At 32.0% G+C, this 20,503-nt stretch carries 20 protein-coding genes and 3 tRNA genes; 18 read left to right on the top strand and 5 right to left on the bottom strand.

Annotation, left to right across the window (positions count from 1 at the left end; all coding sequences use genetic code 11):
* Positions 1-175 precede the first annotated feature (175 nt).
* Entirely contained in the window at positions 176-631 is a 456-nt protein-coding gene (locus ACFWM3_RS10135) for a hypothetical protein (RefSeq protein WP_390311270.1), read from the top strand.
* 269 nt (positions 632-900) lie between these two features.
* Positions 901-2,511 carry a M20/M25/M40 family metallo-hydrolase gene (locus tag ACFWM3_RS10140; protein WP_390311271.1) on the top strand — a complete coding sequence of 537 codons (1,611 nt, stop codon included), beginning with the start codon at positions 901-903 and terminating at the stop codon, positions 2,509-2,511.
* Positions 2,512-2,553: 42 nt separating this feature from the next.
* Here the strand turns inward: ACFWM3_RS10140 and ACFWM3_RS10145 are convergent, their stop codons facing one another.
* Both ACFWM3_RS10145 and ACFWM3_RS10150 read right to left on the bottom strand, forming a co-directional pair.
* On the bottom strand, positions 2,554-2,685 hold the full coding sequence (locus ACFWM3_RS10145; RefSeq protein WP_286131754.1) for a hypothetical protein: 132 nt from the start codon (positions 2,683-2,685) through the stop codon (positions 2,554-2,556).
* A 99-nt stretch (positions 2,686-2,784) separates the two neighbouring features.
* Positions 2,785-3,549, bottom strand: coding sequence for an arylamine N-acetyltransferase family protein (locus tag ACFWM3_RS10150; protein ID WP_056474989.1), 765 nt, complete (start codon positions 3,547-3,549; stop codon positions 2,785-2,787).
* 441 nt (positions 3,550-3,990) lie between these two features.
* Between ACFWM3_RS10150 and ACFWM3_RS10155 the strand changes: the two genes are divergently transcribed.
* The 4 genes from ACFWM3_RS10155 (at position 3,991) to ACFWM3_RS10170 (ending at position 7,959) form a co-directional block, all read left to right on the top strand.
* A complete protein-coding gene (locus ACFWM3_RS10155; protein ID WP_056474991.1) occupies positions 3,991-5,043 on the top strand; it encodes a sulfate ABC transporter substrate-binding protein in 1,053 nt (350 codons plus the stop codon).
* A 107-nt stretch (positions 5,044-5,150) separates the two neighbouring features.
* Complete coding sequence (gene cysT, locus ACFWM3_RS10160; RefSeq protein WP_056474994.1) at positions 5,151-5,981, top strand: sulfate ABC transporter permease subunit CysT; 831 nt, start codon at positions 5,151-5,153, stop codon at positions 5,979-5,981.
* Between the two features lie 2 nt (positions 5,982-5,983).
* Positions 5,984-6,865: a sulfate ABC transporter permease subunit CysW gene (gene cysW / locus ACFWM3_RS10165; protein ID WP_390311272.1), complete on the top strand. Its 882-nt coding sequence runs from the start codon at positions 5,984-5,986 to the stop codon at positions 6,863-6,865.
* An 11-nt stretch (positions 6,866-6,876) separates the two neighbouring features.
* Complete coding sequence (locus tag ACFWM3_RS10170) at positions 6,877-7,959, top strand: sulfate/molybdate ABC transporter ATP-binding protein (RefSeq protein WP_390311273.1); 1,083 nt, start codon at positions 6,877-6,879, stop codon at positions 7,957-7,959.
* A gap of 60 nt (positions 7,960-8,019) precedes the next feature.
* Here ACFWM3_RS10170 and ispG read toward each other — a convergent pair whose 3' ends face one another.
* From ispG to ACFWM3_RS10185, 3 genes are all read right to left on the bottom strand, one after another.
* A complete protein-coding gene (gene ispG / locus ACFWM3_RS10175; RefSeq protein ID WP_056475001.1) occupies positions 8,020-9,120 on the bottom strand; it encodes a flavodoxin-dependent (E)-4-hydroxy-3-methylbut-2-enyl-diphosphate synthase in 1,101 nt (366 codons plus the stop codon).
* 117 nt (positions 9,121-9,237) lie between these two features.
* On the bottom strand, positions 9,238-9,570 hold the full coding sequence (locus tag ACFWM3_RS10180; RefSeq protein WP_056475004.1) for a hypothetical protein: 333 nt from the start codon (positions 9,568-9,570) through the stop codon (positions 9,238-9,240).
* A gap of 116 nt (positions 9,571-9,686) precedes the next feature.
* Positions 9,687-10,445: a DUF1189 domain-containing protein gene (locus ACFWM3_RS10185; RefSeq protein ID WP_056475006.1), complete on the bottom strand. Its 759-nt coding sequence runs from the start codon at positions 10,443-10,445 to the stop codon at positions 9,687-9,689.
* A gap of 313 nt (positions 10,446-10,758) precedes the next feature.
* On the opposite strand from ACFWM3_RS10185, the gene ACFWM3_RS10190 reads away from it, so the two are divergent.
* From ACFWM3_RS10190 to ACFWM3_RS10245, 12 genes are all read left to right on the top strand, one after another.
* Positions 10,759-10,833, top strand: a tRNA-Asn gene (locus ACFWM3_RS10190).
* Between the two features lie 12 nt (positions 10,834-10,845).
* Positions 10,846-10,922 (top strand) — tRNA-Met (locus ACFWM3_RS10195).
* A gap of 12 nt (positions 10,923-10,934) precedes the next feature.
* Positions 10,935-11,024: transfer RNA gene (locus ACFWM3_RS10200), tRNA-Ser, on the top strand.
* A gap of 236 nt (positions 11,025-11,260) precedes the next feature.
* On the top strand, positions 11,261-11,869 hold the full coding sequence (locus tag ACFWM3_RS10205) for a superoxide dismutase (protein ID WP_056475008.1): 609 nt from the start codon (positions 11,261-11,263) through the stop codon (positions 11,867-11,869).
* 113 nt (positions 11,870-11,982) lie between these two features.
* Positions 11,983-13,200 carry an MFS transporter gene (locus ACFWM3_RS10210; protein ID WP_390311274.1) on the top strand — a complete coding sequence of 406 codons (1,218 nt, stop codon included), beginning with the start codon at positions 11,983-11,985 and terminating at the stop codon, positions 13,198-13,200.
* 102 nt (positions 13,201-13,302) lie between these two features.
* Positions 13,303-15,471 carry a peptidoglycan D,D-transpeptidase FtsI family protein gene (locus ACFWM3_RS10215; protein ID WP_390311275.1) on the top strand — a complete coding sequence of 723 codons (2,169 nt, stop codon included), beginning with the start codon at positions 13,303-13,305 and terminating at the stop codon, positions 15,469-15,471.
* Positions 15,472-15,719: 248 nt separating this feature from the next.
* Complete coding sequence (gene pstB / locus ACFWM3_RS10220) at positions 15,720-16,547, top strand: phosphate ABC transporter ATP-binding protein PstB (protein ID WP_056475015.1); 828 nt, start codon at positions 15,720-15,722, stop codon at positions 16,545-16,547.
* A 23-nt stretch (positions 16,548-16,570) separates the two neighbouring features.
* Positions 16,571-17,224, top strand: a complete 654-nt coding sequence (gene phoU, locus ACFWM3_RS10225) for a phosphate signaling complex protein PhoU (RefSeq protein ID WP_056475018.1) — start codon at positions 16,571-16,573, stop codon at positions 17,222-17,224.
* A gap of 137 nt (positions 17,225-17,361) precedes the next feature.
* The gene (locus ACFWM3_RS10230; RefSeq protein WP_056475021.1) at positions 17,362-18,348 is read left to right on the top strand and encodes a nucleotidyltransferase family protein; all 987 of its coding nucleotides are present in this window, start codon (positions 17,362-17,364) and stop codon (positions 18,346-18,348) included.
* An 85-nt stretch (positions 18,349-18,433) separates the two neighbouring features.
* Positions 18,434-18,583 (top strand): 50S ribosomal protein L33, encoded by a 150-nt coding sequence (gene rpmG, locus ACFWM3_RS10235; RefSeq protein WP_056475024.1) that lies wholly within the window; start codon positions 18,434-18,436, stop codon positions 18,581-18,583.
* A gap of 112 nt (positions 18,584-18,695) precedes the next feature.
* Positions 18,696-19,259, top strand: a complete 564-nt coding sequence (locus ACFWM3_RS10240; protein WP_390311276.1) for a 5-formyltetrahydrofolate cyclo-ligase — start codon at positions 18,696-18,698, stop codon at positions 19,257-19,259.
* Positions 19,260-19,466: 207 nt separating this feature from the next.
* Positions 19,467-20,414, top strand: coding sequence for an L-lactate dehydrogenase (locus ACFWM3_RS10245; RefSeq protein WP_056475030.1), 948 nt, complete (start codon positions 19,467-19,469; stop codon positions 20,412-20,414).
* Positions 20,415-20,503 lie beyond the last annotated feature (89 nt).

Below are 20,503 nucleotides of genomic sequence, written 5' to 3' on the forward strand. Positions count from 1 at the left end.
GAACATACGTTTGCAATATAGATTATTTCAAATTTTTTTCGACATAAAACGGGAACTTTTGTTCTTTTTTAATTGTTATTTTATCCGTTAAATAAAGGGGAATTCCCTCTATTGTTGAATAGTATGCATTAGGGCAAGATGTTTAATAAACTTATAGCCTAGGAGGCTGAGTGGTTTGCAGGAGCTCAAAAAATATAGAAGAAATGTCTTCTTATTATTGTTTGTTATACTTATTTCATTTATAGGACATTTTGCGAACTCATTGCCAATTGTTAGCAGAAGAATCTTAGAAGGGATTTTTTGGCTTTCGCTAATTAGTTGTTTTGGAATTATTACAAATGGAGTAATAAAGTTTAGCCAAAAAATCGGTAAGTTAGCATACTTTTTTGTTTTAGGTAGTTTAATTAGTGCAATTTTTGCGTTTACGGTCGAAACTTTAAATACAATAAAAGTTATCTCATTTTATATTTATTATATTTGTCTTTTTGCAAGTTTAATTACTGGTGTAATAGCAATTATAAAAGAAGAAAAAGGGTTAGCAAAATTATCTGGATTTATATTTATGTTCGTATTTGGATTAATTTTTGTGTGTACTTTTATTGTGTGGAATATAAATGGTGCTCAGTATTAAGCATCAGACTGTCTACTAAGCGCCTGCAAGTAGTCTGACATTCAAGATTTTTAGATACTTTGACTAAAGACAATTTTAAATATTAATTTAGGATGCTATTAATTCAATTTTTTCCATCTAGAAATAGATGGTTTTTTATTTTTTACCGTTTCTACTATTTAAAAAAGGTATTCAGTCACATTTCTAGAATAGGTGAATTATTGATCGAATTACCCATTACAATTAGAGATCTTTAAAATTAAATTACAGAATGATTATGGGGGACAAATATGAATAAGATGTTATGGAATTCACCTGAAAACTTGAAAAAATTACTTACAGAGCTAGTTAGCTGGAAAAGTATAACGCTAACAGATGGCGAACGGCAATTTCCAGTAAATTTATTTAAAAAGCTATCTGCTTTACAATATTTTAAAGATTTACCGCATCAACTGAAGTTGCATGATTCAGATAAAGGTCGGAAATTTTTAACTGCATTGTATAAACGGCCAGATATAAAGGATACGATTTGTCTTATAAGTCATTTTGATACAGTAAATACAGAAGAATATGGTGAGCTTGAACATTTGTCTACAAATACAGAGGATTTAACAAATGCTTTTCAAGAACGGATAAATGAATTATCAAAAGATGTTCAAAGTGATTTGAATTCTGGTGAATATTTATTTGGTCGTGGTTCGATGGATATGAAAATGGGACTTGCGATGCATATGAGTATTATTGAGAAAGCTAGTATTGAGGAATGGCCAATAAATCTTTTATTATTAACCGTTCCTGATGAAGAGGTAAATTCAGCTGGAATGCGTGATGCGGTCTCAACACTTGTAAATCTTCAGGAAGAATATGATTTGAATTTTAAATTATTTTTAAATGGTGAGCCTGTATTTTCACAAGAACCGGGAGATCCAAAGTATTATATTTACTCTGGTACAATTGGTAAAATAATGCCAGCAGCATTATTTTATGGGAAAGAAACACATGCTGGAGAACCATTAAGTGGCATAACCTCTCCATATATTGCATCCTTTTTAACTAGAAAAATGGAGTGGAATGAGGAGTTTCAAGAGATTGATTTTGGTGAGAAGACTCCGCTACCTGTTACATTACAGCAGAAGGATTTGAGGTTAGAGTATTCGACTCAAACGCCATTTCGTTCATGTGCGCTATACAATGTGTTTTTAATGAAAAGAAATGCTTCTGAAGTCTTTAATTTATTCGAAAAAATAGCACAAGAAGCTGCTGAAGAATGTAATTTTGAATATGAAAAGATTTGTAATAGACATAACGTAAATCCGGTTGGAAAAGTAAAGGTTATCCAATATACAGACTTGCAGCAATATGCTATCAGGAAGCTCGGCGAGGATTATGTGTTGAACCTTAAAAAAGAAATTCATTCGCACAATGAGTGGGATGATCGTGAGAAGTCCTTTAGAATTGCAGACAATTTAATGATTGAATGTCAGGAGCTTGCGCCTGCTATGATCATTTTATTTGCACCACCTTACTATCCAGCAATAAATTCTACTGGAGATGAGTTAGTGGAGCAGTGTATAAAATTTTCTTCAGAGCTTGCTAGTAATCAGTTTAATTTACCAGTAAAACGTATTCACTATTTTAATGGAATAAGTGACTTAAGTTATGTAAATTACAGTGATTCGCTTGGCGGATGGACAGCATTCGAGTTGAACACACCAGTATGGGGAGATAGTTATACTTTACCTTTTAGCTTAATGGGAAAATTAAATGCTCCTGTGTTAAATATCGGACCGTTCGGAAAAGATGCACATAAGTTAACTGAGAGGTTACATATGAGAAATGCATTTGAAGAAGTGCCTTATATAGTAGAAGAAGTGATTCATATGATTAGTAAAATGAAATGATAAAAGGACCTTCTAATTCCAAAAAATTAGAAGGTCTTTTTTTTAGTATTCTATTTCTTCAATATCCTTTGGCTGCGGAAGTGGTTGGTTATTTTTTTGGTTCTGATTTACAATACTTATTTCGTCTTCTTTTCTTTCTCTTATAATGCTGTTTTGCTTTTCGTGATTTTTCAAATTATTTGCTCCCTTCTCTTCGAATACAGTTAATTTGTGCAAAATTAACTAATTTATTAGAAGATTGAGGAGGAAAATGTCATGGCATGGCCAATTTGTTTAACCTTTCATTTCTGCTTTTTGATTAAATAGATGATTAAAAATTGATTGCCACTCTTCTTGATTTTTTATTTCAGTTACACAAATTCTATGATTTTTGGTTACTTTTAATTGGTGATCTGATAATGAAATTCTTCCTTCTTTCGTTAATAAGTTGACGATTTTATATTGGGTGAAAATTGTTTCTTTACTAGTTTGGAAGTAATGAAATTGTTCTTCGAATTGTTGTAGCTGCTTAGGAATAATTGAAATGAATAATAAGTCATTCCAAGTTCCATTAAACTTTTGAAGTATGAAGTTCGAATTGTCTTGTTCAATCATTCGATAGGATCCATTTGGATCTGAGTATTCATAATGGTCATGAAGCAAGAGGGGTTCTAAAAAACCGCCACCAATTCCTACGTCTGCGAGATAATTTTGATCGTTAATTTTTACTAATATAGATAAATGTGAGAATTCAGGATTCCAACATTGTTTTTCTTCATTCCAAAATTTGGTTGAAATAAATGATACATTAAAACCTAATTCCTGTAAGACTGAAAAAAGTAACGAATTCGTTTCAAAACAAATCCCACCTCGCTTACCTGTAGCTATTTTTTTCATAATTTTTGAAGGATTCATTGAGAGCGGAATTTGAGAAATAATATCGATATTTTCAAATGGTATTGAAAGTAAATGATGCTTATGAATTTGTTTTAATGAGGAATATGAAATTGTTTGGATTTGTTTTAAACGGATGTGTTTAAAATATGACTCGATTAGCATGAAATCCTCCATAAAATTTAATGTAAATAGTAAATATATTGAGTATACAATGAGACATGTATAAAAAGTGAATAATAAGAGAAATAATTTTAAAAATTCTAAAATCATAGTTGACACATAGGAATAGTGTGTTTATTATTAAGCTTATATAAAAATTCAATATGGCTGATTGGAAGACCAAAGGCCCTTAACTATTTTCATTAGTTAAGGGTCTTTTTGCACTTTAAAAAGGATAAATTGGCAGCGATGAAGAGTACTCGCCATAGCTGCTGATTATAGGAATAAAGTATAAGTGCAACTACGTCTCTGCCTTCGCTTAAAAGGCTAGGCAATCGACGAGTTTTCTTTATATTTGTGCCTTAAAGGGGAGATTTTAATGTGTTGAAGTGTAGGGATGGGTACAAATAAAAATCGGAAAATTGAAATTGAGAGGGGCAAATCATTGTGGGGGCAAAGAAATGGATTATTAGCTCGGTAGTTGTTGTATTAGCAGTTTCAGGAGTGTTATATGCAACCTTGAAAGACGATAAATCTGAGGCAACCAATACTGAAGCAGCAAATAAAAAAGTAGAATTGTTAAATGTTTCTTATGATCCAACTCGCGAATTATATGAAAGTTATAATAAAGCTTTTAGTAAATATTGGGAAAAAGAACATAACCAAACTGTCACAATTAAACAGTCACATGGTGGTTCTGGAAAACAAGCTAGGGCAGTAATCGACGGTTTAGATGCTGATGTAGTAACACTAGCTCTTGGATATGATATTGACTCGATCAATGAAAAGGCACAACTATTATCCCCTAATTGGCAAAAAGAATTTGAATACAATTCAACGCCTTATACATCAACAATTGTTTTTTTAGTAAGGAAAGGAAATCCGAAAAATATTAAGGATTGGGATGATTTAACGAAAAAAGGAGTTCAAGTAATTACTCCAAATCCAAAAACTTCAGGTGGTGCAAGATGGAATTATTTAGCTGCTTGGGGCTATGCAGATAAAAAATATAATGGTGATGAGAAAAAAGTAAAGGCATTTATGAAGAAATTATATAAAAACGTTCCAGTTTTAGATACTGGGGCACGTGGTTCAACCACTACATTTGTTGAAAAAGGAATTGGAGATGTATTAATAGCTTGGGAAAATGAAGCATTACTTTCAGTGAAGGAATTAGGTGAGGGGAAATATAAAATTGTTTACCCTTCGATTAGTATTCTAGCTGAACCACCTGTTGCGGTTGTAGATAAAAATGTGAAGGAAAAGAAAACTGAAGAAGTGGCAAAGGGCTACTTATCTTATCTTTATAGTAAAGAAGGTCAAAAAATCATTGCCGAAAATTATTATCGTCCGAGAGATAAAGAGATTCTCGCTAAATATAGTAAACAATATCCTAGCCTACCATTGCTAACAATTGATAAAGATTTCGGAGGATGGGCGAAAGCTCAATCGAAGCATTTTGATGATGGTGGAGTATTTGACCAAATTTATCAATAATCACGTAATTGAAAAATAAGGAGGACATTGGACTTTATTGGGCGTTTTACTAGAGCTTAAGCCAAGTCTTCTTTATTTGATTTTTATTTTAAGGAGGATTGACATAATTGTTTAAGAAGCGAAAAAGAATCCTACCTGGATTTGGATTAACGTTTGGATTTTCAATATTATATATAAGCTTTTTTATTTTTCTTCCGGTATCGATGCTGTTCTTACATTCTTTTGATATAGGTTGGTCTAAATTTATAAAAATCGTGAGTGAACATAGAGTACTAATGTCTTATAAAGTAAGTTTTGGAACTGCCTTTATTGCTGCGATTATTAACGCTGTTTTTGGTTTATTAGTAGCTTGGGTGCTTGTACGTTATCGTTTTCCTGGAAAACGAATTGTAGATGCATTCATTGATTTACCTTTTGCATTACCGACTGCAGTTGCTGGTATTACTTTAACAACATTGTATTCTCCTGATGGATGGGTTGGAAAATTTTTCTCTTTCAAAATTGCTTATACACCACTCGGGATTATTATAGCTCTTACATTTATTGGTTTACCATTCGTAGTAAGAATGGTTCAACCTGTTCTTGAAAATTTTCAAAAAGATGTTGAGGAAGCAGCGGCAAGTCTAGGTGCAAGCCGTTTTCAAATTTTTTGGAAGGTAATTTTTCCAGGGATTTTACCAGCATTATTGACAGGATTTTCTTTAGCATTCGCAAGATCATTAGGGGAATATGGGTCAGTCGTGTTTATTTCGGGAAATATGCCAATGAAAACTGAAATTACTCCATTGTTAATTATGACAAAATTGGAGCAATATGATTACTCGGGTGCAACTGCACTTGCAATTGTGTTATTAGTAACTTCTTTCTTACTCTTATTGATCATTAGTATTTTCCAGAGATACGCAAATCGTGCTTTTGTTCAAGGGGGTAAGGGTTAATAATGGAAAGAGAATTTAAGATTGAGAGAAAAATAGAAATGAATGCTAGTACTGAGAAAAGAGCAAAATTGAGCGTCAATACTATTCCGATTATTTTAATCAGTATTGTCATACTTTTTTTAGCGCTATTTTTATTTCTTCCTTTAGTTTCAATTTTTATAAAGGCTTTACAAGATGGTTTTGGAGTTTATAAAGAAACGATTGTAAATGATGAAACATTGGCAGCAATTAAATTGACGTTTTTAGTAACGATTATTACGTTACCACTTAATGCCATTTTTGGCGTTTCGATTGCGTGGGCTACAACGAAATTTAATTTTAAAGGGAAAAATATATTAGTAACTCTAATTGAATTACCTTTTGCAGTGTCGCCGGTTGTTGCAGGATTTTTATTTGTTCTTTTATTTAGTCCGAATAATGGAGTTTTTGGTGGTTGGTTAAAGGAACATAATTTGAAAATCATTTTTTCAACCCCAGGAATTGTTTTAGCAACAATATTTGTCACATTGCCTTTTGTAGCGAAAGAATTAATTGCGGTTATGCAGGCAACAGGGAGTGCTGAAGAAGAGGCTGCACTAACTTTAGGTGCGAACGGATGGCATATTTTTTGGAAGGTGACACTCCCGAAAATTAAATGGGGACTTTTGTATGGCGTAATATTATGTAATGCAAGAGCGGTTGGAGAGTTTGGTGCTGTATCAGTTGTATCTGGACATATTCGTGGAGAAACAATTACAATGCCACTTCATATTGAAAATTTGTATAATGAGTACCAATTTCCACAGGCATATACAGTTGCATCACTTATGTCCATTTTTGCGATTCTGACATTAGTTATTAAAAATATAATTGAATGGAAAGTTCAAAAGGAAGAGAAACAATAGGAGAGGATTGTATGTCAATTAAAGTTTCAAATGTAATAAAAAGCTATGATAATGAAACTGCCTTAAAAGGAATTGATTTAAATATAAAAAAAGGGGAATTGGTTGCTTTATTAGGTCCATCTGGGTCGGGTAAAACAACATTGTTAAGAATAATTGCCGGTTTAGAAAATCCAGACTTGGGTGAAATATTTTTTGAAGATCAGGATGTAGCAAATGTGCAAGTAAAAGAAAGAAATGTAGGATTTGTATTCCAGCATTATGCTTTATTTCAGCACATGACTGTTTTTGATAATATTGCATTTGGTTTAAAAGTTAGACCAAGAGCTACACGTCCTTTAAAAAGAAAAATTCATGAGAAAGTGATGGAATTGCTATCATTAGTAAAATTAGAAAGCTTTGCAAATCGATTTCCTTCTCAATTATCTGGTGGACAAAGACAACGTGTTGCATTAGCTAGAGCATTAGCTGTTGAACCAAGTGTATTATTATTAGATGAGCCATTTGGGGCATTAGATGCAAAAGTTCGAAAAGATTTAAGAAGATGGTTACGTAAACTCCATGATGAAATTCATATTACCAGTATATTCGTAACACATGATCAAGAGGAAGCGCTAGAAGTTGCAGATCGAGTTGTCATTATGAATGGCGGGAAGATCGAACAAATTGGAACACCGGAAGAAGTTTATCATACGCCAGCAAGTCCGTTTGTTTATGATTTTCTTGGCAAAGTCAATTTATTTCATGGAAGGATCAATAAGGGTAACTTAATAAGTGGTGGATTAGAAATCCCATTACCAGAATTAGATGAACAAGAACATAAAGAACATAAAGAAGTTACGGGTTATGTTCGTCCTCATCAAATTACAATCGAAAAATTTGAAACAAATCAAACTTCGATCAGTGCAATAGTAACCCATATTCATGCTGTAGGACCGATCGTGTATGTGGAAGTCCTTCGGGAGGATACAAATGATTATGTTGAAATCGAACTCATGAATGAATTATTCTACGAACTAAATATTCAACTTGGAGAAAGAGTATTTGTTCGTCCTAATGAATTGAAGGTATTTATTCCTCAGGATTATTCGATTTGATAAGATAGGAAAAGAATAAAAAAAGGTTAAGGAGCAGTGTCCTTAACCTTTTAGTTATTATTAACCTTTTGCTGCTTCTAGTTCAGCTAGTTTTTCTTTTGCAATAATGTCGATTTCGCGTTTTAGTTCTTCTACCATAGTTGCTTCTGGAACTTTACGAACGATTTCTCCATGGCGGAATAGTAATCCTTCACCACGTGCTCCAGCAATACCGATGTCTGCTTCACGCGCCTCACCAGGACCGTTTACTGCACATCCTAGTACGGCAACTTTAATTGGTACTTTTAGTGTTGAAATGTATTCTTCAACATCATTTGCAATACTAATTAAGTCAATTTCAATTCGGCCACATGTAGGGCATGAAATTAATGTTGCAGCGTTTGAAGATAAACCGAAAGACTTAAGTAATTCTCTTGCAACTTTTACTTCTTCAACCGGATCTGCGCTTAATGAGATACGCATTGTATTTCCGATTCCTTTACTAATGATTGCACCTAAACCAGCGGCACTCTTAACTGTACCAGCAAACAAAGTACCTGATTCAGTAATACCTAAATGTAAAGGATAATCGAAAGCTTTTGAAGCTTTTTCATAAGCTTCGATTGCTAGGTTTACATCTGATGCTTTCATCGATACGATGATGTCATGGAAATCTAAATCCTCAAGAATTTTAATGTGATGTAATGCACTTTCAACCATTCCATCAGCAGTTGGGTAACCATATTTCTCTAAGATTCGTTTTTCTAATGAACCAGCATTAACACCGATACGAATAGGAATTCCTTTAGCTTTAGCAGCATTTACTACTGCTTCAACTTTTTCTTTACGACCGATATTACCTGGATTAATTCTAATTTTATCTACTCCGCCTTCAATTGCTTTTAAGGCTAATTTATAATCAAAGTGTATATCTGCAACAAGAGGTATGTTAATTTGTTTTTTAATATCAGCGATTGCATTTGCAGCTCTTTCGTCTGGTACTGCAACTCGAACAATCTGACATCCAGCTTCTTCAAGTCGTTTAATTTCTGCAACTGTTGCTTCAACATCGTGTGTTTTTGTTGTTGTCATACTTTGGATTGAAATTTCATTTGCTCCACCAACAACTACATTACCAACTTTAACTGCACGTGTTTTACTTCTATGTGTAATTTCGTTCACGAGTAACTCGCTCCTTCAAAAATAACTTTATTTCTATTTTGTATAAATCTACATTATCATATTTTCTTCATGATTACTCATTTTATCAACTGGTTCTAAAGAAATATATCACAAATTTTATTTTTGTGAAGAGTAAATTGGGAATTTATATGATTTTCCACTTTGAATTTTAGTAGGTGAAAGTCCATTATTTAATGCACTAAAATCTTTTGTAATTTGGCTGATTGGCTGGTTAAAATCAGGGTTAAGATTTTCGATAATACCTAAAACAGTGTCACCGTTTTTGACTTGAATTTTTTCATATTTTGGAAGTGAGGTTGATTTTTTTTCTGATTTTGTTGCTTTTGCTACTGTAGCAATATGTTTAGTGGGGATCGTCCCTACTTGAAGGTCAAAGAATATTATATATGCAAGCAATAAAGAACCAAGTAAAAAAGCTATTTTTTTCATTAATAATCACTCCTTTTGTAGACTATATGCTTGTCCACAACGAATATTCCTATTAGGAGCTTGGAATAAAAAATTTAAAACAAAAAAAAGAAGTGTGCAACACACTTCAGTAAACATTATTTTTTAGAAGGTAAGTTTTTAATTGTTAATGTGTACATACCAGCTGTTATTAAAATAAAAATTAAAGTTTGGAATGGGATATTTATTTTCAATAATCCTAGCAATAAATAGATAATTGTAGGTAATGTTAAGCTATATGAAACCATTGCAAAGCGTTGTCTAAAAGGCAAATGCTTAGTCGACTTAAATAAAGCTGTTAAAAACGCTAATAATGTAGCAACTATAAATATGAAGATACAAGAACCTAAATAAAATAGGAAAAATAATGCGATTAAGAATACTGGAAGAGCTTCTTTTATACTTTTAATAAATTTTGAAACTTGCGTTTTGTGTATTTCTTTAGATTTTAATGAAGGATAAGGATAATCTTGTTCGCCTTTATCATTTTTAATAACTAGTCTATTCTTTAATACAACAAATGCATACTGTTCGTTTTTTAATTTTGAAGGTATAACTGTTTCATTTGGATAAAAAGCATATTTATATTCACCGATATTTCGTTCAAACGGCGTATTGTCGTTAATTGTTAAAGATCCTTTGTTTAAAGAAATCGACTGAATATTATCTTTAAGCAAGTCAGAAACATTGTTGACCTGAAGCTTCACATCTTTTACTAATGAAAAGAATCCCGGAAGAGTATATAAAATTGCTAGTAGGAAAAGAAAAAAGATTGTTTTACCGATTTTTTGGAGTCTATATCTTGATATTGTTTTTGGAGAGTATAAACTAAACCAAAATTGTTTAAATATATTCATAAACTCATCCTTTCTTATTATTGTTATTTCACTTCCCGAAATTTATTATGTAACTTTCGGGCTATTTTGTATATTATAATCTTTTTTTGGAAATTGAATATTAAACTTTAATTAAAATGATAAGAGTAAATAAGAAGAGAATGACAATGGTTTAAGGATTGAATTTATGTTTGGCTTTAAATATCGTTAAAACAATTTATTTTCAATAAAAAATAGTTAATATAAATTAATAATGAAAAAAATAATAAAAAGTGTTGACGTTTAGTTTAAAACATGATAAATTAAATATTGTCTTAAGGACAACGTGAATTATTCCGCAGTAGCTCAGTGGTAGAGCACTCGGCTGTTAACCGAGTGGTCGTAGGTTCGAACCCTACCTGCGGAGCCATTTTTATAGTTTGGCGGTGTAGCTCAGCTGGCTAGAGCGTACGGTTCATACCCGTGAGGTCGTGGGTTCGACTCCCTCCGCCGCTACCAATATTTTATTATGGAGTAATACCCAAGTCCGGCTGAAGGGATCGGTCTTGAAAACCGACAGGGGTGTAACAGCCCGCGGGGGTTCGAATCCCTCTTACTCCTTAATTAGTGAAAAAGTCTTCAACTATAATGTTGAAGACTTTTTTCGTTTTGGTTATTAAATTAACAAATGATGAGTTTAAATCTTCGATAATCCACTTCGCTTAATCAGAATTTTTCTTCCAAAAATTAATCTTTTTTACTTTCTTTCCCTTTTCTCGAGCATTACTATTGAAATCTTTCAGTTTATTTGATAACTTTAAATTGAAATTCACTATTATCTTTGGGAGGAAATAAAAATGTCAAAATTTGAATTACCACAATTACCTTATGCTTATGATGCATTAGAGCCACACTTTGATAAAGAAACAATGAATATTCACCACACTCGTCACCACAATACATATGTAACAAACTTAAACGCTGCTTTAGAAGGTAAAGAAGTAGCTGCTTCTTCAATTGAAGAATTAATTTCAAACTTAGATGCACTTCCAGAAGGTATCCGTACAGCTGTACGTAACAATGGTGGTGGACATGCTAACCATAGCTTATTCTGGACTTTATTAACTCCAGAAGGCACTGGCACTCCAGTTGGTGAAGTTGCTGAAGCAATTAACGCTAAATTCGGTAGCTTAGATGAGTTAAAAGCTGCGTTCACTCAAGCTGCATTAACTCGTTTCGGTTCTGGTTGGGCTTGGTTAGTAGTAAACAATGGTGAGTTAGAAGTGACTAGCACAGCTAACCAAGATTCACCATTAATGGAAGGAAAAACTCCAATCTTAGGTTTAGATGTATGGGAGCATGCTTACTACTTAAACTACCAAAACAAACGCCCTGACTACGTTGGTGCATTCTGGAATTTAGTAAACTGGGATAAAGTAGAAGAATTATACCAAGCTGCTAAATAATTTATAAAAAATGAACACTACTTAATTAATTAAGTAGTGTTTTTTTATGTTTAAAAAAGGATAAATTTTCATTTACTCGGAAAACTAGTTCATGAGACAAAGGAGAGTTTATTATGAGTAAGTGGAAATTTTTATTAGGTGACGTAGATTTAAATAAAGACTTAATTCTTTTACTGAGTGTAGGTGGATTGTTTACTTTAGCGACAGCTTTATCTAGCACATTTGTAAATGTTTATTTATGGAAGCAATCAAATAGTTATTTACCAATTGCTTCTTATCAATTTTCGATTGCGTTTTTTCAAGCTCTTACATTCATAATTACAGGTAGATTAGCTAAAACAATCGATCGGGTTGTCATTTTAAGAGTGGGAATTTCTTTTTTGGCAGTATTCTATATAGTTGTTTTACTATTTGAAACGAAAACATTATTAGCAACAATTATGATTGGAGCAATTTTGGGAATTGGGAATGGCTGTTATTATTTAGCGTTTAATTTATTAACATTTGAAGTAACAGAACCAGAAACTAGACAATTTTTTAATGGTTTTTTAGGTCTAATTAATTCTTTTACGGGAATGCTTGGCCCCTTTATAGCTGGAGCGATTATTTCTTCAATGATAGGAAACAAAGGTTATCATTTTGTGTTCCTCGCTGCAGTCATTTTATTTGTATGTGCAGTTGTCTTAAGTTGTTTCTTAGTTAAAAGGGAACTTGATAGTGAGTTCAATATTAAGCGCGTCATTCTAGAAAGAAAACTAAATGAAAATTGGCGAAAAGTTACACATGCTAATTTCTTTCAAGGGATTCGTGAAGGGATTTTTATGTTTGTTATTTCGATTTATATTTTCTTATCTACAGGAAGTGAATTCGCATTAGGGAAATATGGATTAATTACATCGTTAATTAGCTTTATTACCTATTATATTGTTACAAGAATTATAAAAGAAAATTTTAGAATGAAAGCGATCTTTATTGGTGGTTTACTTTTATTCAGCGCTGTTTTTGTAATCGCTTTTAAAGTTACTTTTCCATTATTAATAATTTATGGTGCAATAATTTCTTTGGCATATCCAATCATTTTAGTACCTTACTTATCTTTAACATATGATATAATAGGAAAATCGTATAAGGCCAGGGAATATAGAGTGGAATATATCGTAATACGTGAAGTGTATTTAAATAGTGGTAGAATGTTTTCAATTGCAGTTTTCATTGTATGTACTAAATTATTTCCACCAGAACAATTTATTCCTATATTAATGTGTATATTTGGTGCAGGACACTTTTTGGTCTATTTCGTAATGAGGAACTTAGAATATGAACATGCTTAAGTATTGTCACTAAATTGTCAAAAACTTAGCAGTGATTCTTTTTCCGAATCATTAAAATATTAATATGTAGAATTAGTAATTGTAGAAAAAAGAGGAGAGAAAATGAATAAGCCTAAGAAATATAAAATCACATTACCCACACGACTAAATACACTATTTTTTCTTGTGTTTGTCTTATTTTCTTTTTTAATTCTAAGATTAGGTGTCGTACAAATTGTAAAAGGTGAAGACTATAAATTAGAATTAGAACGTACAGAAAATATGACCGTCGATCAAGCTGTACCAAGGGGGAAAATTTTAGATCGTTACGGAAAGGTTGTAGTAGATAATACGCCTTTACGTACAATTACGTATACTAGAAAAAAAGGGACATCTTCAAGTGAGTTATTAACAATGGCGACAAAGTTAAAAAGTTATCTTAAGATGCCAACTAATAAAATAACTGAACGAGATCGAAAAGATTTTTGGTTATTAAACAATCCTGAAGATGCAAAAAATCTAGTATCAAAAGAAGAAGATAAAACACTAAAAGCTCAATATAAAGATGATGACGCTTCTTACAATAAAGCTTACTATAATTTACAGCTTGATAAAATTACAGCAGATGAAATGAATTCATTTAATGCAAATGAACTGCAAATACTTGCAATTTACAAGCAAATGAGTGCTGGTTATGCACTAACTCCACAAACGATTAAAAGTGAGGGAGTTACTGAAATAGAATATGCAACAGTTAGTGAACATTTGGACGATCTTCCAGGTGTAGATGTAACGACAAATTGGGAAAGAAAATATGTTTATGGTGATACATTCCGAACAATTTTAGGTAATATTACTTCTGAAAAAGAAGGTTTACCTGCTCAAAATATAGATTATTATTTAGCACGTGGTTATGATCGTAATGATCGTGTAGGAAAAAGCTATATAGAAAAACAATATGAAGATGTTTTACGTGGTACAAAAGGTAAGGCACAAAATGTTATTGATTCAAATGGTAATGTTGTTGATACGAAAGTGATTACAGAAGGGGAACCTGGAAGTGATTTAATGCTATCAATTGATATTGAACTTCAAGGTAAAGTTGATGAAATAGTAAAAAGAGAGCTCTTAAAAGCTAAAGCAACGTCAAATGGTCGATATTTGGACCGTGCATTTGTTACGATGATTAACCCGAAAACGGGTGAAGTTTTAGCAATGTCAGGAAAGCAAATTGTTAAAGACAAAAAGACAGGGAAAAATAAAGTTGTAGATTACGCAACTGGAAATCTTACTTCATCTTATGAGATGGGTTCAACAGTAAAAGGTGCAACTCTTTTAACTGGTTATCAAACTGGGGCAATTACGCCAGGACAAAGGCAATTCGATACGCCGATTAAAATTGCAAGTACACCAGTAAAAGCGTCATATAAAAATTTCGGATGGATTAATGATTTAGATGCCCTAAAGTATTCATCAAACGTTTATATGTTCCGAACAGCTATGGCTATTGGACATGCACATTACGTAGAGAATAAGCCTTTAAATATCGACGTAAAAGCGTTTGATACATTCCGAAACAGTTTCAGTCAATTCGGGCTTGGAGTTAAAACTGGAATTGATTTACCAAATGAAGCAATTGGATTTAAAGGTGTGGAAAAAAAAGCAGGTTTACTACTAGATTTGGCGATCGGGCAGTACGATACTTATACGCCACTTCAATTAGCTCAATATGTTTCTACAATTGCAAATGGAGGTTACAGAATTCAACCACATGTTGCGAAAGAATTGAGACAACCTTCAATCGGCGAAGATACTGGTGTCATTAAACAAGAAATTAAGCCGAAAGTATTAAACCGTATTGATATGAAAGAATCATACATCGATCATGTTAAACAAGGTTTTATTAAAGTATATAATGAGACTGGTGGTACTGCTAACAAATACTTCAAAGGTGCAGACTATAAACCTGCAGGTAAAACAGGTACAGCCCAATCATTTTACGATGGTCCAGATCGTAAAAAATACAATGGACCACAAAAAACTTATAATGAAACATTGATGGGATATGCTCCGTATGACAATCCTGAAATTGCCTTTGTAGTAGTAGTTCCTTGGTTACAAACTGACCAAGCGCCAGTAAATAAATTCATTGGTCGAGATATTATGGATGAATACTTTAAATTGAAAAAAGAAAGACAATCAATTTATAATGACGAACCAAAAGACAATTTAGATAACCAAGACAATCAAGACACTCAAGATAATCAAGACACTCAAAATAGTAATCAATAAGAAGAGAAGGGGTTAAACCCTTCTCTTTTTTATTTGGAAAACTCCTTTTCTACCCCTTTCCTTCACCTTCTGAACTTATTTACATAATCTTTACATTCGGTTAAAACAGGTTTAATAGTTTGAGAATATGATTATTCATGTAACGTATTACTGAATTTACACGATTATAAATTTTATCTAATGATTAGTTAATATTTTATCTATCAAAAATAGAAAGCTTCCTTTAGGATGAGAGGGGATCGAAAGTTATGACAATGACATTAAATAGAGAGAATACAATTAAAAACGATGATATTGAAGAGACAAATACAAACGTAAAAAAATCAATTGTTTATGATACTCAAGATTTGAATTTATGGTATGGACAAGATAAAGCATTAAAAAATATAAATTTAAGTATTTATGAGAATGAAGTTACTGCAATTATTGGGCCTAGTGGATGTGGTAAATCGACTTATTTAAAAACGTTAAATCGTATGGTTGAATTAGTTCCTTCAGTTCGTACGGAAGGGAAGATTCTTTACCGCGAACAAGATATTTTTGATAAAAACTATCCTGTTGAAGAATTAAGAACGCATGTAGGAATGGTATTTCAAAAACCAAACGTATTCCCTAAATCAATCTGGGAAAATGTTGCATATGGACCAAAAATACATGGTATTAAAGATAAAGCTACATTAAACCAGATTGTTGAAAAAAGTTTAAAAGGCGCAGCAATTTGGGATGAAGTTAAAGATCGTTTACATGAGAATGCTTTTGGTCTTTCAGGGGGGCAACAACAACGTTTATGTATCGCGCGCTGTCTTGCAATTGAGCCAGATGTCATTTTAATGGATGAGCCTACTTCAGCACTTGATCCTATTTCAACTTTAAAAGTTGAAGAGTTAATTCATGATTTAAAGAAAGATTTTAGTATTATTATTGTTACTCATAATATGCAACAAGCAGCCCGTGTTTCTGATAAAACTGCTTTCTTTTTAAGCGGTGAAGTAGTTGAGTTCTCAGATACAAATAAACTGTTCTCAACACCTAAAGATAAACGTACTGAAGACTACATTACTGGACGATTCGGATAATAGAAGGGAACAGGTGAAAAGAGATGAGAAATCAATTTGAAGCAGACTTAAAATCATTACAAGAAATGATTATTGAATTGGCTGAGAAAACGAAAAAAGCAGTTATTAAAAGTATGGAGGCATTTCGTACTGAAAATATAGAATTAGCTTTAGAAGTAATCGATGAAGATGATCGCATCAATAAATTAGAAAAAGAAGTGAATGAATTAATTTTAGTAATTATTACAAGACAACAACCAGTTGCTGTGGACTTAAGAAGAAATTTAACGGCTATTAAGATTGCTCATGATCTTGAACGAGTGGCAGATTATGCAGTAAATATTGCAAAATCGACAATTCGTATACGTAGTCGTCAAGAAAACTTACCATTAGAGAATATCGAAAAAATGCATGAACTTGGCTTAGAAATGTTAACAAAAGCTTCAGAAGCATACCGAACAGAAGATTTACAAGCTGCTAAAGAGATTGGTGAAATTGATGATCTCGTTGATGAACTATATGGAACAACTGTTAGAACTCTAATGACAAGTATTGCAAATTCACCTGAGCATGTATCCAATATCATGCAAATGGCATTTATTTGCAGATATCTTGAAAGAATTGCAGACTATGCAACAAATATTGCAGAGAATATTTATTATTTAGTTAAAGGGAAACATTATTTATTAAATCAATAAATATAAGACGATCGTTTATAACAGTCAAATATGTTAAAAGGGTGTTCAGACAAAATTTACCTGAATGCCCTTTTGTCATATTTGTGTAATATAAAGCATACTTCTTTAACTAGTAGAAGATATTGAGGTGGTAATAAATGAAGGTTGTTATTTTAGCTGGAGGATATGGTCAAAGGCTTTTACCAATTACTAACAACATTCCTAAGCCACTATTACCAATCGCAAATAGAGCGGCAATTGAACATTTAATATTACATTTAACAAGACTTGGGTTTAATGAATTTATTATTCAGCTTCATTATATGTCCCAAGCAATAATAGAGACGATTAATGCAATGAAATTAATAAATGTTTCAATTGATTATATTATAGAAGAAAAAAGTTTAGGTTCAGCTGGTTGTTTAAGACTGTCTAAGCATTTTCTTAATGACCCCTTTCTATTAGTGAATGGTGATATTTTATTTGACGGTGATATTAGAGATGCAATTAAAATTCATTTTGAAAGTAAAAGTAAATTTTCTATGTTTGTAAAACAAGTTGATAAATGTGGATCATACGGAAATGTAAAAATAAAAAATGGACAAATAATCGATTTTATTGAAAAGCCGAATGAAGGTAGTGAAATTAGTAAATTAGTTAATACGGGAATTTATATTATGAATCCTGAATTATTAATTCAAATTCCAGAAAATCGTTATTTTGACATTAGTAATGATCTAATACCTTTAATGTTAAAAAATAATATCGGTTTAAATGCTTTTCATTTAGAAGGTTATTGGATTGATTATGGGACACCTAGAAGGTTTGCAAAGCTGAACGTAGATTGGATTGAAGAGAAATTAAACTTACCTATTCCTGCTGTTCAAATTTTACCTAGAATCTTTTTAGGTGAACATGTAACGATAAATAATAATGTTAAGATTGTTTCTCCCGTTATAATTGGGAATGATGTTACAATTGAAGAGAACTGTGTAATTGGCCCATATGTGTCGATTAGTTCTAATATTCGAATCGATCAAGGTAGTGTATTACATCATCAAGCTGTCTTTCAAAAATATACTCTGAATTATGAGAATAAGTTTGTACATAATTCAATAAAAAAAATTTCAAAAGAAATACATTGAATCAATAAAAACTATGGAAATTATCGCGAAAGAATGTTATTATATACAAGTCTGATTATGTCACTATGTCAGGAGGGAAAATAAAATGCGCGTAAATATTACATTAGCATGTACAGAATGCGGAGATCGTAACTACATCACTACTAAAAATAAACGTAATAACCCAGACCGTCTTGAGCTTAAAAAATATTGCCCAAGACTTAAAAAAGTTACAGTTCATCGCGAAACAAAGTAAACAGTAGGAATTTTCCTACTGTTTTTTTTATATTTAAATACTTATAATTTTAATTAGAATACATTTTATTAAACTCTTGAAAATTTAATCCTGACCTAAGGAGGACATTATTATGGAAAAAAAAGAAATTAGAAATTCTATGATGAAAAACTTGAAAAATATTTCAGTATCGGACCGAGAAGAAAAGTCAAACCAAATTATTGAAAAATTATTAAGCACAGAACAAATGAAGAATGCAGATATAATAGCAACAACAATGCCAATGGAGCATGAAATAAATACTAAGTATTTAATAACTGCTTGTTGGAAAATGAATAAATCAGTTGTTGTGCCTAAATGCAATCATGAAACTAGAGAAATGCATTTTTACAAAATCAATTCCTTCGATGATTTAAAGAAGGGGTATTTTGGAATACAAGAGCCAATTGAAGAAAAATGCGAGGAAATAAAGAAAGAATTTATTGATTTAATCATTGTTCCTGGCGTAGCATATACAAAAAATGGTGAAAGACTAGGATATGGTGGTGGTTATTATGATCGCTACTTAGAAGATTATAATAAACAACTCCTAGCCTTAGCTTATGACATTCAAATCATTGATGAACTACCGACAGAAAAACATGACATTATAATGCCGTTGGTTTTAACAGAATCAAGAATCATAAAAGCGATTTAATAAGTGCATAATGTGACACGATTTGTTTGAAAATAGGTAAGACTTAATTAGAGTCTTATAGTAATTCAACATAGCACACAATGTATTTGTATACGACTAATATTGTAACAAATTTGTAAAAAGTTTCACAAACTTTGAGTGGATATACATATATAATATAGAAGTCCCAGTTACTTACACTTTTATAACACAAATGAGGTGGATATTATGTTACACAAAGAAATAAATCGTGTCGCACTTATCGGAACAGGCGCAGTTGGAGCTAGCTATGCTTTTGGTATGTTAAATAAAGGTGTTGCCGAAGAATTAGTTATGATTGATTTAAATAAAGATAAAGCAGAAGGGGACGCAATGGATTTAAGTCATTGTCTGCCTTTTGTAGATTCTAGAACAAAAATTTGGGCTGGAGATTACAGTGATTGTAAAGATGCGAGTTTAGTCGTCATTACGGCTGGAGCAGCTCAAAAACCAGGAGAAACTCGTTTAGATTTAGTTGCAAAAAATTGCGCTATTTTTAAAGGGATCGTTGGAGAAATTATGGCTTCAGGATTTGACGGTATCTTTTTAATTGCCACAAATCCAGTAGATATATTAACTTATGCAACTTGGAAATTTTCAGGATTACCAAAAGAAAGAGTAATCGGATCTGGAACAAGTTTAGATACTGCGCGTTTTAGATATATGCTTGGGGATTATTTTAATGTTGATGCAAGAAATATCCATGGATATATTATCGGTGAACATGGTGACAGTGAACTACCAGTTTGGTCTAAAACAAATGTTGGTACCTCACCAGTACACCATGTATTAAAGAAAAATCCAAAATACAGTCAAAGAGAGCTTGATGAAATCTTTTTAAATACACGTGACGCTGCATATCACATTATTAAGAAAAAAGGTGCAACATACTATGGAATTGGAATGGGCTTAGTTAGATTAACAAAAGCAATTCTAAAAAATGAAAATAGTATTATTACGGTTTCTGCATATTTAGACGGACAATATGGAGAACACGATATATATATTGGTGTTCCAGCCGTAATTAATCGTGGTGGAATTCGAGAAGTTGTTGAACTAGATTTGAATGAATTAGAGCAACGACAGTTTAAAAACTCCGTAGACACATTAAGAAAAACGATGGAACCTATTTTATAAATTGTACAACTAAGACCTCTTTCTATTGAAAGAGGTTTTAGTGTATAGATTATTTGAAAAATATGCCATTTTTTTATATTGTTAAAGTA

It is taken from the genome of Gottfriedia sp. NPDC058432 (assembly GCF_042721555.1).
Taxonomy (GTDB): Bacteria; Bacillota; Bacilli; order Bacillales; family Bacillaceae_G; genus Gottfriedia.

Excerpts from the sequence above, each read along its gene's own strand:
- phoU (WP_056475018.1), top strand. The coding sequence starts at position 16,571 with ATGAGAAATCAATTTGAAGCAGACTTAAAATCATTACAAGAAATGATT.
- ACFWM3_RS10215 (WP_390311275.1), top strand. The coding sequence starts at position 13,303 with ATGAATAAGCCTAAGAAATATAAAATCACATTACCCACACGACTAAAT.
- ACFWM3_RS10140 (WP_390311271.1), top strand. The coding sequence starts at position 901 with ATGAATAAGATGTTATGGAATTCACCTGAAAACTTGAAAAAATTACTT.
- ACFWM3_RS10180 (WP_056475004.1), bottom strand. The coding sequence starts at position 9,570 with ATGAAAAAAATAGCTTTTTTACTTGGTTCTTTATTGCTTGCATATATA.
- ACFWM3_RS10170 (WP_390311273.1), top strand. The coding sequence starts at position 6,877 with ATGTCAATTAAAGTTTCAAATGTAATAAAAAGCTATGATAATGAAACT.
- ACFWM3_RS10240 (WP_390311276.1), top strand. The coding sequence starts at position 18,696 with ATGGAAAAAAAAGAAATTAGAAATTCTATGATGAAAAACTTGAAAAAT.
- ACFWM3_RS10150 (WP_056474989.1), bottom strand. The coding sequence starts at position 3,549 with ATGCTAATCGAGTCATATTTTAAACACATCCGTTTAAAACAAATCCAA.
- rpmG (WP_056475024.1), top strand. The coding sequence starts at position 18,434 with ATGCGCGTAAATATTACATTAGCATGTACAGAATGCGGAGATCGTAAC.
- pstB (WP_056475015.1), top strand. The coding sequence starts at position 15,720 with ATGACAATGACATTAAATAGAGAGAATACAATTAAAAACGATGATATT.
- ACFWM3_RS10230 (WP_056475021.1), top strand. The coding sequence starts at position 17,362 with ATGAAGGTTGTTATTTTAGCTGGAGGATATGGTCAAAGGCTTTTACCA.
- ACFWM3_RS10245 (WP_056475030.1), top strand. The coding sequence starts at position 19,467 with ATGTTACACAAAGAAATAAATCGTGTCGCACTTATCGGAACAGGCGCA.
- ACFWM3_RS10185 (WP_056475006.1), bottom strand. The coding sequence starts at position 10,445 with ATGAATATATTTAAACAATTTTGGTTTAGTTTATACTCTCCAAAAACA.
- ACFWM3_RS10210 (WP_390311274.1), top strand. The coding sequence starts at position 11,983 with ATGAGTAAGTGGAAATTTTTATTAGGTGACGTAGATTTAAATAAAGAC.
- ACFWM3_RS10205 (WP_056475008.1), top strand. The coding sequence starts at position 11,261 with ATGTCAAAATTTGAATTACCACAATTACCTTATGCTTATGATGCATTA.
- cysW (WP_390311272.1), top strand. The coding sequence starts at position 5,984 with ATGGAAAGAGAATTTAAGATTGAGAGAAAAATAGAAATGAATGCTAGT.